Origin of the sequence: Embleya sp. NPDC059237 (assembly GCF_042754105.1) — a bacterium.
Lineage (GTDB): Bacteria > Actinomycetota > Actinomycetes > Streptomycetales > Streptomycetaceae > Embleya.
The window spans coordinates 826,695-839,841 of record NZ_JBHZAE010000001.1 but is presented as its reverse complement, the minus strand read 5'-3'; the positions used below and the strand labels follow the sequence as shown (position 1 = coordinate 839,841).

Annotated in this window: 9 protein-coding genes; 5 read left to right on the top strand and 4 right to left on the bottom strand. The window is 70.2% G+C overall.

What is annotated here, in order from left to right; all coding sequences use genetic code 11:
• Window positions 1-143 precede the first annotated feature (143 nt).
• Window positions 144-1,766 (top strand): hypothetical protein, encoded by a 1,623-nt coding sequence (locus ACFXKZ_RS03715; protein ID WP_379995992.1) that lies wholly within the window; start codon window positions 144-146, stop codon window positions 1,764-1,766.
• 46 nt (window positions 1,767-1,812) lie between these two features.
• Here the strand turns inward: ACFXKZ_RS03715 and ACFXKZ_RS03710 are convergent, their stop codons facing one another.
• Window positions 1,813-2,406, bottom strand: a complete 594-nt coding sequence (locus tag ACFXKZ_RS03710) for a TIGR00730 family Rossman fold protein (RefSeq protein WP_379995990.1) — start codon at window positions 2,404-2,406, stop codon at window positions 1,813-1,815.
• A gap of 289 nt (window positions 2,407-2,695) precedes the next feature.
• Here ACFXKZ_RS03710 and ACFXKZ_RS03705 point away from each other — a divergent pair, with 289 nt between their 5' ends.
• The 3 genes from ACFXKZ_RS03705 (at window position 2,696) to def (ending at window position 5,751) form a co-directional block, all read left to right on the top strand.
• Complete coding sequence (locus ACFXKZ_RS03705) at window positions 2,696-3,241, top strand: hypothetical protein (RefSeq protein ID WP_379995988.1); 546 nt, start codon at window positions 2,696-2,698, stop codon at window positions 3,239-3,241.
• A 156-nt stretch (window positions 3,242-3,397) separates the two neighbouring features.
• Window positions 3,398-5,017, top strand: coding sequence for a hypothetical protein (locus tag ACFXKZ_RS03700; RefSeq protein ID WP_379995986.1), 1,620 nt, complete (start codon window positions 3,398-3,400; stop codon window positions 5,015-5,017).
• A gap of 56 nt (window positions 5,018-5,073) precedes the next feature.
• Entirely contained in the window at window positions 5,074-5,751 is a 678-nt protein-coding gene (def, locus tag ACFXKZ_RS03695; protein WP_379995984.1) for a peptide deformylase, read from the top strand.
• A 101-nt stretch (window positions 5,752-5,852) separates the two neighbouring features.
• Here def and ACFXKZ_RS03690 read toward each other — a convergent pair whose 3' ends face one another.
• Both ACFXKZ_RS03690 and nrdR read right to left on the bottom strand, forming a co-directional pair.
• Window positions 5,853-8,705, bottom strand: a complete 2,853-nt coding sequence (locus ACFXKZ_RS03690) for a vitamin B12-dependent ribonucleotide reductase (RefSeq protein WP_379995982.1) — start codon at window positions 8,703-8,705, stop codon at window positions 5,853-5,855.
• A 149-nt stretch (window positions 8,706-8,854) separates the two neighbouring features.
• Window positions 8,855-9,358, bottom strand: a complete 504-nt coding sequence (gene nrdR, locus ACFXKZ_RS03685) for a transcriptional regulator NrdR (protein WP_379995980.1) — start codon at window positions 9,356-9,358, stop codon at window positions 8,855-8,857.
• Window positions 9,359-9,928: 570 nt separating this feature from the next.
• On the opposite strand from nrdR, the gene lexA reads away from it, so the two are divergent.
• Window positions 9,929-10,720 (top strand): transcriptional repressor LexA, encoded by a 792-nt coding sequence (gene lexA / locus ACFXKZ_RS03680; protein WP_379995978.1) that lies wholly within the window; start codon window positions 9,929-9,931, stop codon window positions 10,718-10,720.
• A gap of 384 nt (window positions 10,721-11,104) precedes the next feature.
• On the opposite strand, the gene ACFXKZ_RS03675 is transcribed toward lexA, so the two are convergent.
• Complete coding sequence (locus ACFXKZ_RS03675) at window positions 11,105-13,132, bottom strand: ATP-dependent DNA helicase (RefSeq protein WP_379995976.1); 2,028 nt, start codon at window positions 13,130-13,132, stop codon at window positions 11,105-11,107.
• Window positions 13,133-13,147 lie beyond the last annotated feature (15 nt).

The following is a 13,147-nucleotide window of genomic DNA, read 5'->3' as shown; positions in this document are numbered from 1 at the left end:
ACCGGCCGGGCAGCAGCAGGCAGCGGCACAACGGCACAACCTGCGGGAATACCCTCGGCATCAAAGCGAATAAACCCACAAAACTGCCCATGTCGGACACCCGCCGGCGACGCCGAGCCCCGCGTCTGGAAAACTCGGGTCATGTGACGAGCGATGTGCAGACACCGACGACGGATCGACCCGCAGCGCCGGCGGATCGCCGTCGTTTCCGGGCACTCGCCAACGCGATCATCGAGCGTCCCTACCTGATAACCGCGGGTCTGATCGGCCTGATCATCGTCACCGGGGTGAACGGCCCCGACTGGCCGGCGCAATACTTCCGCACCTGGCTGATCCGCGACCACGGCACCTACCTGTGGAACAACCAGTGGTACGGCGGCCACCTGCTCCCGGGCTACAGCATCCTCGCGCCGGTGATCGCCTCCAAGATCGGCACCGCCACCCTCACCGCGCTGTCCTGCGTCACCTCGGCGTGGGCCTGGGACAAGCTCCGGGTCGGCGCCAACGACTTCGCCCGCCAGGTGGGCAGCTGCTGGTTCGCGGTGATGTGCAGCGTCGACTACCTGATCGGCCGCACCCCGTTCGCGCTCGGCGTCGCGGCGGGCATGCTCGCGATACTGGCCGCCCGCCGCAGGCACCCCCTGTGGGCCGGCTTCGCCGCGCTGCTGTGCGGCCTGTCCAGCCCGCTGTCCGGCGCGTTCCTGATGCTGGTCGCGCTCGCGTGGGTACCCCGGGAGCGGGTCTGGCCGACCCGGCTGTGCTTCGCCCCGGCCGCGCTCGGCCTGGTCGCCGCGCTCGCGTTCCCGAACGAGGGCATGTTCCCGTTCCCGTGGTGGCGGTTCCTGCCGATCCTGGCCTTCGCCGCGGTCGGCCTGGCGATACTGCCCAAGGAGCTGAAGAGCGCCCGGCGCTTCCTGTGGTTGTACGCCGCCACCGCGGTGATCTTCTTCTTCGTGCCGACCTCGCTCGGCGGCAACCTGGCCCGGCTGGGCGAGCTGACGTCCGGGCCGCTGATGGCGGTGGTCCTGCTCTCGGCCGGCCGGCGCCGGCTGGTGGTGCTGCTGACCCTGCCGCTGCTGGTCTGGCAGTTCCAGTCCGCCGCGCTGGCCATCACGCACGACATCAAGGACTCGCCGGGCGAGAAGCCGCAGTACTACGCGGGCATGCTCGACTACCTCCAGAAGAACAACACCCACCCGCTGGGCCGGGTGGAGATCCCGTTCACGCGCGGGCACTGGGAGTCGGTCTTCGTCGCCGAGAAGATGCCGCTGGCGCGCGGCTGGGAGCGCCAGTTGGACCGCAACTACAACGCGGTGCTCTACCAGAAGGACCTGACCGTCGAGGAGTATCGCGACTGGATCGACGACACGGGCGTGCGCTTCGTGGCCCTGCCCGACATCCCGATCGATCCGTCGGCGATCCCCGAGGCCGACCTGATCCGCAAGGGCATCCCGTGGCTCAAGCCGGTCTACACGGAAAAGGACGGGCGCTGGCAGATCTGGGAGGTGGAGAACCCGAGCCCGATCGTCGAGGGGCCGGGCGAGCTGACCGAGCTGACGCCCAGCCGGTTCTCCTTCAACGCGCACTCCGCGGGCACGTTCGTGGTGAAGATCCACCCGACCTTCTGGGTGACCGCCGACCGGCCCGAGATCGTGATCAAGGCGACCAAGGACGAGTGGAGCGAGATCACCGTCGACCGCCCCGGACCGGTCACGGTGTCCGCGCGCGACGCCAAACTCTTCAAGGGCAAGGGCAACAAACCCTGACCCGCCGAGTGGGCGGGGGCGGGTCCGCGACCCACCCCCGCCCCGCTCACGGCGCCGGCGGCGCGTCCGGGTCCAGACCGCCGGCCCACTTGGGTGCCCGGGGCTGCCACGCCTTGACCTCGGCCAACAGGCTCGCGGCGCCCCGCGCCACCAGCAGCGTCGAGCGCAGGTCCGGCTTGAGGAAGCCGTTGGCGGTCATCGTGTCCAGCGCGTCGAGCAGCGGACGCCAGAAGCCGTCCACCTCCAGGACCGCGACCGGCTTGGTGTGGATGGCCAGGTGCTGCCAGGTCCAGACCTCGAACAACTCCTCCAGCGTGCCCGCACCGCCGGGCAGCGCGACGAAGGCGTCCGCCTGGGCCGCCATCGCCGCCTTGCGCTCGTGCATCGTCTCGGTGACCTGAAGATCGGTCAGACCGCGGTGGGCGATCTCGCGATCCACCAGCGAGCGCGGCATCACGCCGATCACCTCGCCGCCCGCCGCCAGACAGGCGTCGGCGACCGCGCCCATCAGACCCACGTGTCCGCCGCCGTAGACGATCCCGACACCCGCCTCCGCGAGCCCGCGGCCGAGTTCGGTCGCCGCCTCCCGGAACCGGGGCGAGACGCCCGACGCCGACCCCGCGAACACCGCTACCCGCATGACGGGCTCCCCTCGTCGAAGACCACCGTGGTGGTGTGCGCAGAAAAATACGCCGATCGAATTCTGCCGAATCCGGTCACGCCCGCGGACGACGGTCCCGTCCGGAGCGGCGTGGTCGAGCGTCATCGGGTCGGTGCCGAATCGATGGCGAATGGAGTCGATGAATCGCCTCTCACCCGCCATGACAGCGGCACAGTCCCGGCATAGAAGGGCAAATTCGGCCATCGTCGGTGGCTGTCACCGAACCCGACGTTGACGGGAAGACCCCTCGCCACGGCAGAATGCCCGCGTGCCCGCCACCGAGCGCCCTGCCTCGGACATCCCGTTCGAGCGGCTGTTTCCCGATCTGGACGACCATGGCCGTGAACGCCTGGTCGCCGCCGCGAGAGCGCTCGATCTGCGCCGCTCCCTCGACGACCCCGCGCGCTGGTTCTGGAACGAGCCCGATCCGCTGAGCCCGGAACCCGAGCCCGAGCCGTCGCCGCACATCCTGGGCACCGCGCTGCTCCTGTACGAGGCCGACGGGGACTGGCTCGAACTGGGTCTGGACGTCTGGCAGCTGGACGGGCCCTTCGTCAGCGTCACCGCCACCGTCGAGGTGGCGTGCTGGTGCGACACCGACCACAACATGCACGCGGTCCAACGCGCCGAATGGCCGGCGTCCACCGCGCAGGCGTTCCTGGAGGCGTTCCACACCGCCGCGCTGTCCGTGATCCGCCGTATCGAGGGCCCGCGCGACCCGCGCGACCTGCGCGCCCGCGCGGGGCTGCCCAACCCGCCCGAACCACCCCCTGAGGATGACCTCGCCGTCCCCCCGAACGGCCCCGTGGTCTGAACCACCGATTCATCCGAACGAAGGATTTTTTCGCGGCACACCGGTGATTTCTCGATGGACATTGCGTCATGGCCCGTCATACATCGGACAATCCGGCGTCCTACCTCAATGCCCACCTGCACCCCATCGGCCCCGGCGTGAAAAACTGGGGCTGTCATGACACATGCTCTGGACGGCCGCATACCCCTGGGGGAGCCCACATCGGGCGCGGGCGGCACCGCCCGCCGTACGTGGCGCCGACACGCGCGCACGGTGCTGATCGGGATCACCGAGCACCCGTACGTGATCACTCTGGCCCTGGTCGGCCTGCTGACCGTGCTCGGCATCAACGGCGCCGACTGGCCGGCCCAGATCTTCCGCGCCTGGCTGGTGCGCGACCACGGCGCGGTGTTGTGGAACAACCAGTGGTACGGCGGGCACCTGCTGCCCGGCTACAGCGTGATCACCCCGGTTCTGGCCGGCGGCATCGGCACGCGCCTGCTCACCGCGATCTCCTGCGTCGCCGCCGCGTGGGCGTTCTCCCGGTTGCGCCTGGGACGCGGTGACCTGGCCCGCCGGGTCGGCAGTTGTTGGTTCGCGGTCATCGTCAGCATCGAATACCTGATCGGCCGCACCCCGTTCGTGCTCGGCGTGGCCGCCGGCCTGATGGCGATCCTGGCGGCCCGATCCGGGCATCGGGCGTGGGCGGCGGTGGCGGCCGGCTTCTGCGGCCTGGCCAGCCCGCTGGCCGCGGCGTTCCTGTTGATGATCGCGCTGGCGTGGGTGCCCTCCGAGCGGGTGTGGGCAACCCGGTTCAGCCTGTCCCCGGCCGTGCTCGGCCTGGTGATGTCGCTGGTCTTCCCCGGCGGCGGCGACTTCGCCTTCCCGCTGTGGCGGTTCGCCGCGATCCTGGGCTTCGCGGGCGTGGGCCTGGCCCTGGTCCCGCGCACCGAGGTCAGCGCGCGCCGCTTCCTGTGGTTGTACGCGCTCTCCTCCACCGTGCTGTACCTGATCCCCAGCGCCGTGGGCGGCAACGTGGCCCGGCTCGGCGAGTTGTGCGCCGGCCCGCTGATGGCCGTGGTGCTGCTCTCGCTGGGTCGCCGTCGCCTGGTGATCCTGCTCGCCGTACCGCTGCTCGCCTGGCAGTTCTCCTCGGCCGGCAAGGCGGTCGCCTTCAACAACCAGGACAGCACCGGCAAGAACTCCGCCTACTACACCGGGATGCTCGACTTCCTGGAGCGGGCCAATCTGCCGGTGGGCCGGATCGAGATCCCGTTCACCCGCGGCCATTGGGAGACGGTCTACGTCGCCGAGCACATGCCGCTCGCCCGCGGCTGGGAGCGCCAGCTCGACCGCGCGCACAACTCGGTGTTGTACGGCCCCGGCCTGGACGAGGCGCAGTACCACGCGTGGGTGCGCGAGACCGGGGTGCGCTTCATCGCGCTGCCCGACGTCCCGCTGGACCCGTCGGCCAAGCGCGAGGCGGAGATCCTGCGCGCGGGCGCCGACTGGCTGGTGCCGGTGTGGTCCGACCCGCACTGGGTGATCTGGGAGGTGGCCGACCCGGTTCCGCTCCTGGACGGCCCCGGGCAGCTGGTCGACATCACCCCGAGCGGCTTCACCCTGCTCGCCCAGCAGGCCGGCACGTTCACCGTACGGATCCACCGGACCAGCTGGTTCGTCGCGAACAAGCCCAATACGAGCATCGGCGAGACCGAGGACGGCTGGACCGAGGTGACCGTCACCGAACCCGGCGAGGTCACCATCACGGCGAAGGCGTCGGCCGTCCTGCCCTGACCGGGGCGGGTAGGGTGATTCGGGTTCATGCCCTGGTGGAAAGGTAAAGCAGACCGATGGCCGAGCACCACGACCACTCCAGCCACGATCACCACGATCACGAAAAGGGCCGGATCTTTGTGATGGGCCGCCCGGTGGACTCGTACCCCGCCATGGCGCCCGAGGCCGCGCGCGGCAAGGTCCTGCGCGTCACCGTGGTCGGCGAGGAAGTCCTGCACCGGCCCTGCGCCGAGATCACCGAGTTCGGCACCGACGAGCTGAACACGCTGATCGACGACATGTTCCTGACCATGTACGTCGCCGATGGCGTGGGCCTGGCCGCGAACCAGGTCGACGTCGGCATCAGGCTGTTCGTCTACGACTGCGTGGACGAGGACGGCCACCGGCACGTCGGCCACATCCTCAACCCGGTCCTGGACGAACTGCCCGCGACCGAGCGGCACCTGGAGGAGGCGGGCGAGGGCTGCCTGTCCGTCCCGGGCCCGCACGAGGACCTGGCCCGCCCCGACCGCGCCATCGCGCGGGGGGTGGACAAGGACGGCAACCCGCTGGTGATCGAGGGCGAGGGCTACTTCGCCCGCTGCCTCCAGCACGAGACCGACCACCTCAACGGCTACCTGTACATCGACCGGCTCTCCAAGCGCGAGCGCAAGAACGTGCTCAAGGAGATGGAGTCGATGCGCGACGAGGTGTTCGCCAAGCGCGAGGCGAAGGCCAAGCAGCTCGCGGGCTGAGGCCCGAAAGCGGGAAACACCGAAAGGGGCGGGGAACCGGTACCGGTTCCCCGCCCCTTTCAGGCGTTCACCTCATCCCTGAGGCCGTACCGCTCTCGCGATCAGCTGCACCCGCTGGTCGAGCCGCAGCCCTCGCAGACGTAGCAGCTGCCCGCCGGGCGCATTTTGATCCCGCAGGAGAAGCACAGCGGGGCGTCCGCGCTGCGGCCCTGGCGGGCCTCCAGCAGCTCGGTGGAGGAGTGCACCGCGGCCGGCACCGGCTTCAGGTCCGGGGCCTTGGGCGCGGCATCGGTCGGCGCGGACTGCGCGAGGGTGCGCATGTCCTCCGCGGCGGCCGGCTCGTCCGGCTCGTAGGAACCGGTCTCCAGGTGCCGGGTGCGCTCCGCGGCCGAGTGGATGCCGAGCGCCGAGCGGGTCTCGAACGGCAGGTGGTCGAGCGCCAGGCGGCGGAAGATGTAGTCGACGATCGACTGGGCCATCCGCACGTCCGGGTCGTCGGTCAGACCGGCCGGCTCGAACCGCATGTTGGTGAACTTGGAGACGTAGGTCTCCAGCGGCACGCCGTACTGCAGGCCCACCGAGACCGCGATCGAGAAGGCGTCCATCATGCCCGCCAGGGTCGAGCCCTGCTTGGACATCTTCAGGAAGACCTCGCCGAGGCCGTCGTCCGGGTAGGAGTTGGCGGTCATGTAGCCCTCGGCACCGCCCACCGAGAAGGAGGTGGTGATGCCGGGCCGGCCCTTGGGCAGGCGCTTGCGGACCGGGCGGTACTCGACGACCTTCTCCACCACGGTGGCCGCGGTCGACTTGCCGTCGTCGGCCTTGCCCTTGTTCTCGCCCTTGCCGGCCGAGAGCGGCTGGCCGACCTTGCAGTTGTCGCGGTAGATCGCGAGCGCCTTGATGCCCAGCTTCCAGCCCTGGAAGTAGATCTCCTCGATCTCCTCCACGGTGGCGTCCTCGGACATGTTGACCGTCTTGGAGATCGCGCCGGAGATCCACGGCTGGATCGCCGCCATCATCCGCACGTGGCCCATCGGCGAGATGGTGCGCTCGCCCATCGCGCAGTCGAACACCTCGTAGTGCTCGGTCTTCAGGCCGGGCGCGTCCACCACGTGGCCGTGCTCGGCGATGTGCTCGACGATCGCCTCGACCTGCTCCGGCTGGTAGCCGAGCCGGGTCAGCGCCCGGGCGACCGTGCCGTTGACGATCTGCATCGAGCCGCCGCCGACCAGCTTCTTGAACTTCACCAGCGCGAGGTCGGGCTCGACACCGGTGGTGTCGCAGTCCATCATCAGGCCGATCGTGCCGGTGGGGGCCAGCACCGAGGCCTGCGCGTTGCGGAAGCCGTGCTTGTCGCCGAGCTTGGCGACGTCCTTCCACGCCTTGGTGGCCAGGTCCCACACGGGGGTGTCCAGGTCGTCCATACGCTTGCCGGCGTCGTTGGCGTCGGCGTGCTGGCGCATCACCCGCTTGTGCGGCTCGGCGTTGCGGGCGTAGCCGTCGTACGCGCCGACGATCGCGGCCAGCTCGGCGGAGCGCTTGTACGCGGTGCCGGTCATCAGCGAGGTGATCGCACCGGCCAGCGCCCGGCCGCCGTCGCTGTCGTACGCGTGGCCGGTGGCCATCAGCAGCGCGCCGAGGTTGGCGTAGCCGATGCCCAGCTGGCGGAACGCGCGGGTGGTCTCGCCGATCTTCTCGGTCGGGAAGTCGGCGAAGCAGATCGAGATGTCCATCGCGGTGATGACCAGCTCGACGACCTTGGCGAAGTTGACCGCGTCGAAGGTGTCGTCCTCGCGCAGGAACTTCATCAGGTTCAGCGAGGCGAGGTTGCAGGACGAGTTGTCCAGGTGCATGTACTCCGAGCACGGGTTGGACGCGGTGATCCGACCCGACTCGGGGCACGTGTGCCACTTGTTGATCTCGTCGTCGTACTGGATGCCGGGGTCGGCGCAGGCCCACGCGGCCTCGGCCATGCGCCGGAACAGCGACTTGGCGTCGACCGTCTCCAGCACGTCGCCGGTGAGCCGGGCGCGCAGCCCGAACTCCTTGCCCTGCTCGACGGCGTTCATGAACTCGTCCGAGACCCGGACCGAGTTGTTCGCGTTCTGGTACTGCACCGACGCGATGTCGGCGCCACCGAGGTCCATGTCGAAGCCCGCGTCGCGCAGCGCGCGGATCTTCTCCTCCTCCTTGACCTTGGTGTCGATGAAGTCCTCGATGTCGGGGTGGTCGACGTCGAGCACGACCATCTTGGCCGCGCGGCGGGTGGCGCCGCCCGACTTGATCGTTCCGGCGGAGGCGTCGGCGCCGCGCATGAAGGAGACCGGACCCGAGGCGTTGCCGCCCGAGGTGAGCAGTTCCTTGCTGGAGCGGATCCGGGACAGGTTCAGGCCGGCGCCCGAGCCGCCCTTGAAGATCAGACCCTCTTCCTTGTACCAGTCCAGGATCGAGTCCATCGAGTCGTCGACCGACAGGATGAAGCACGCGCTGACCTGCTGCTTCTGCGCGGTGCCGACGTTGAACCAGACCGGCGAGTTGAAGCTGAAGATCTGGTGCAGGAGGGCGTACGCCAACTCGTGCTCGAAGATCTCCGCGTCGGCGGGGCCGGCGAAGTAGCCGTTCTCCTCGCCCGACTTGCGGTAGGTCTTCACGACCCGGTCGATCAGCTGCTTCAGGCTCCACTCGCGCTGCGGCGTGCCCACCGCACCGCGGAAGTACTTGCTCGTGACGATGTTGACCGCGTTCACCGACCAGGAGTCGGGGAACTCGACGCCGCGCTGTTCGAAGTTGATCGAACCGTCGCGCCAGTTGGTCATGACGACGTCACGACGCTCCCAGACCACCTCGTCGTACGGGTGGACGCCGGGGGTCGTGTAGACGCGCTCGATCCGCAGGCCCTTGCCGGGTCGTGACCGACCGGCACCGCGTGCTGAGCCGCTCGTCGTCTCTGTCATGCCGTCTCCTCTTTTGAACAACGCCGTGGGCAGGCCGGGGCATCCCGATGGGAGGACCCGGATGACCGGTCGGGTGGTCCGTCGTTCCTGTGCTACCGACGTGTACTACCGAATGAAAATGTGAATGACCCGCGCGTGGGTGACCCGCGCTAGTCCGCGGCGGGAGCGTCCGCCGCGTTCGCGGGCACCTCGGGCCCGATCGACTCCGCGCGACCCGCGCGCAGCAGCGCGACCTCGGCCTCGAAGTCCTCCAGGGACTCGAAGGCCCGGTACACGGACGCGAACCGCAGGTAGGCGACCTCGTCGAGCTCACGGAGCGGGCCCAATATGGTCAGGCCCACGTCGTGGGTGGTCAACTCGGCGCACCCGGTGGCCCGCACCGCCTCCTCGACCCGCTGGCCGAGCAGGGCCAGCGCGTCACCGGTGACCGGGCGGCCCTGGCACGCCTTGCGCACACCGGCGATGACCTTGTCCCGGCTGAACGGCTCGGTGACGCCGCTGCGCTTGATCACCGTGAGCGAGGCGGTCTCGATCGTGGTGAAGCGTCGTCCGCAGTCGGGGCACGAGCGGCGGCGCCGGATGGCGGCCCCGTCGTCGGTGGTCCGGCTGTCCACGACGCGGCTGTCCGCTCGCCGACAGAAGGGGCAGTGCATGCCGTTCCCTCTCCCCCTCGTTCAGACGCAGGTCCTGCGTGGTGCTCGTGCGCGTCGCGCGCGGAGCGGCGAAACGTGCCCTGGTGGTGCCGCGGGTTGCCGCGCCCTCGCCCCGAGGGCCCACGCCTGGGGGCCCGTCCGGTGCGGTCCGGGAATGCTCCGGGAACATAGTATATACGGCAACCACAACTTGTGGGCTTCTGCAACGCCCTCGACCACAAGATGTAGTGGCTACGGTAGACCGCGACCCGAGGCGCTGCAAGCCGACTCGCAGACACTCGGAGAGCCCGTGGTGACCTCTCGTCATCCCCGCAGGTCACCGCCCGAGGAGTCGGCGAAATTAACCCGACCGGCCGCGTGTCGCGGCACACGAGCGGCGCTCGCGACATTTCGGGCATCGGTTCCGTGGGCAATTCCCGAACGGAATTCGAATGTATGTACGATTACTACAGCGGGAACCGAATGATCGCCACCGGATTGGCCTAAATTCACTCGAACGTGTGTTTGGCGCAACCTTTCGAACCCGACTACCGTTCTCCACGTGCGAGCAATCCGTCGAAAGGGCCAGCCGTGACCGGAGAAGCCACCGGAGCCATCCACCCCGGAATCCGCACCGAAACCCTCCCCGCGAAACACCCGCACAGCGCCACCGTGCCGCCGCCGGCGCCCGCCCCGGGCACCGAGAACGCGCAGGTCCAGGGCGGTGCGACGCGGCGTCCGGCGGGGGGGCTGACGCCGCGCCAGACGCGCGTCCTCGAAGTGATCCGCACCTCCGTCGAGTCGCGCGGATATCCGCCGAGCATGCGCGAGATCGGCGAGGCGGTCGGACTGTCCAGCACGTCCTCCGTCGCGCACCAGTTGATGGCGCTCGAACGCAAGGGCTATTTGCGCCGTGATCCGCATCGTCCGCGCGCCTACGAGGTGCGTTCGCCCGACGGCGGGCGTCCGCTCGCGCCGGCCGGGCCGCACGCCGAGCGCGGCTCGCAGGCCGCGTCCTACGTCCCGGTGGTCGGCCGGATCGCGGCCGGCGGTCCGATCCTGGCCGAGCAGTCCGTCGAGGACGTCTTCCCGCTGCCGCGCCAGTTGGTCGGCGACGGTGACGTGTTCCTGCTCAAGGTCAGCGGCGACTCGATGATCGAGGCCGCGATCATGGACGGCGACTACGTCGCGGTCCGCCGCCAGCCGGTCGCCGAGAACGGCGACATCGTCGCGGCGATGCTCGACGGCGAGGCCACCGTCAAGCGCTTGCGGCACCGGGACGGCCACCGCTGGCTGATGCCGCACAACCCGGCCTACGAGCCCATCCCGGGCGACGAGGCCACCATCCTGGGCCGTGTGGTCGCCGTCATGCGCCGAGTCTGAGATGACCGGGGACCCCCACATACCGCCCACGGGCGGTCGTCCGGCAAACCCACGCCGAACGACCGCCCGTTTCCCGTCCGGCGCAACCCCGCCGCCCCGGTGACCCCGGATCACCCACACAACGCAGCACCCTTTCGGCCATCGAAACGACACGGTCCGCCCCCCGAACCGGTCCACCCCCAAGCGCGTCAGCGCCCCCGCCCCGGGCCGACCGTGGAGATCGACACGCGGAGAGCGGCGGAGCCGCAGAAAAAATCGGGCCGGGTGACCCGGAGCGAAGCGGAGGGGCACACGGCCCCGAGCGAGGGGCCGCTTTTCTGCGGAGGAGCGAAGCGGGGGAGCAGAAAAGTGGTGCCTCGCGAGCCGGCGCGAAGCGCCCGAGAGTCAGTCCTTGTCGATCGCGGCCAATGATCGGCGGACCTGGTTGCGGTCCTCCGTGTACCACAGCGGGGGCATCGAAGCCCTGAAGAAGCCGCCGTACTGGGCGGTGGCCAGGCGCGAGTCGAGCACCGCCACCACTCCCCGGTCGTTCATCGACCGGATCAGCCGGCCGGCCCCCTGGGCCATCAACAGCGCGGCGTGGGTGGCCGAGACCGCCATGAAGCCGTTGCCGCCGCTTTCCTGGACCGTCTGGGTTCGTGCGCTCATCAGCGGGTCGTCGGGACGCGGGAACGGGATCCTGTCCATGATCACCAACTGGCAGGACGGCCCGGGTACGTCCACGCCCTGCCACAGCGACAACGTGCCGAACAGGCACGTGCGCGGCTCGGCCGCGAACCGCCGCAACAGCTCGGCCAGCGAGTCGTCGCCCTGGCACAGGATCGGCACGTCGAGTCGCTCGCGCAGCGCCTCGGTGGCCGCCTCCGCGCCGCGCCGCGAGGAGAACAGGCCCAGCGCCCGGCCGCCCGCGGCCTCGATCAGCTCGGCCAGCTCGTCCAGCGCGTCCGCGCCGATCCCGCCCTGCCCGGGGCGTGGCAGGTGTCGCGCCACGTAGAGGATGCCCTGCCTGGGGTAGTCGAACGGCGAACCCACATCGAGACAGCGCCACTGCGCCAGGTCGTCGTCGGCATCGTCCTCCCCCGCCGCCTCCTCGTCGTCGCCCGGGCGCACCGCGACCTCCGTGGGCACCGGCTCGGGCGCGTCGGTCAACATGCCCTCGGGGCTCAGCCCCAGGCTGCTCGCCACACCGCGGAAGTTGCCGCCGAGCATGAGCGTGGCCGACGTGAGCACCACGGTGCGGTCGCCGAACAGGGCCTCGCGCAGCAGCCCGGCCACCGCGATCGGGGCCACCCGCAGCGACGCGCCGGTGCGCTCGTTGCGCTCCATCCAGATCACGTCGTGCGGCGACTCGCGCAGGATGCGCTCGCAGGTGTCGTGGATGTGCTCGACACCGGCCAGCGCCTGGCGGCGGGCCGCGTCCTCGTTGCTCAGCGACTTGTCCCGGACCTCGCCGAGCGAGGTGATCACGCCCCGGCTCGCGTCGCGCAGCGCGGTCACCGTCCAGCCCAGGTCCGGATCCACCTCGCGCAACCGGCCCGGCTCGCGCCCGTCCAGCGTCTTGCGGAACGCCTCCGAGGCGGCGTTCAGGTTGTCCACCGCGCCCTCGTTGGCCAGCTTGCCGGCGCGCCGCGCGGCCCGGTCGACCGCGCTCAGGCTCAGCTCGGCGGTGGCCACGCCCGTGGCCCGGCTCGCGAACTCGTGCGCCTCGTCGACGATCAGCAACTCGTGCTCGGGCAGCACCGGCGCGTCCTCCAACGCGTCGATGGCGAGCAGCGCGTGGTTGGTCACCACGATGTCGGCCTGCTTGGCCCGCTCGCGCGCGGCCTCGGCGAAGCAGTCGTCGCCGTACGGGCAGCGCGAGGCGCCCAGGCACTCGCGCGAGGACACCGACACCTGGGCCCAGGCTCGGTCGTTGACCCCCGGGCTCAGGTCGTCGCGGTCGCCGGTGTCGGTCTCGTCGGCCCAGTCGCGCACCCGGACCACGTCCTGCCCGAGTTTGCTCGTGGGCGCCGGGTCGAACAGCACCTCGCCCTCGTCGGGCGGCCCGTCGTGCAGCCGGTGCAGGCACAGGTAGTTGCCGCGCCCCTTGAGCGTGGCGAAGGTCGGCGAACGGCGCAGTTGCGGGCGCAGCGCCTCGACCGTGCGCGGCAGGTCGCGCTCGACGAGTTGGCGCTGGAGCGCGAGGGTCGCGGTGGCCACCACGACCTTGCGGTGCGCGGCCAGCGCGGGCACCAGGTAGGCCAACGATTTGCCGGTGCCGGTGCCGGCCTGGACCAGCAGGTGTTCGGCACGGGCAACCGCGCCGGCGACGGCCTCGGCCATCGATACTTGTCCGGGTCGCTCCGATCCGCCGACGGCGGCGACGGCGGCGTGCAGGAGTTCGGTCAGCGCGGGACGGTCGGAGTCGCTCATCGGGCGACAAGCCTA

Bases quoted from the DNA above. Each gene is read 5' to 3' on its own strand.
- ACFXKZ_RS03675 (WP_379995976.1), bottom strand. From the start codon at position 13,132: ATGAGCGACTCCGACCGTCCCGCGCTGACCGAACTCCTGCACGCCGCC.
- ACFXKZ_RS03690 (WP_379995982.1), bottom strand. From the start codon at position 8,705: ATGACAGAGACGACGAGCGGCTCAGCACGCGGTGCCGGTCGGTCACGA.
- ACFXKZ_RS03710 (WP_379995990.1), bottom strand. From the start codon at position 2,406: ATGCGGGTAGCGGTGTTCGCGGGGTCGGCGTCGGGCGTCTCGCCCCGG.
- ACFXKZ_RS03700 (WP_379995986.1), top strand. From the start codon at position 3,398: ATGACACATGCTCTGGACGGCCGCATACCCCTGGGGGAGCCCACATCG.
- def (WP_379995984.1), top strand. From the start codon at position 5,074: ATGGCCGAGCACCACGACCACTCCAGCCACGATCACCACGATCACGAA.
- nrdR (WP_379995980.1), bottom strand. From the start codon at position 9,358: ATGCACTGCCCCTTCTGTCGGCGAGCGGACAGCCGCGTCGTGGACAGC.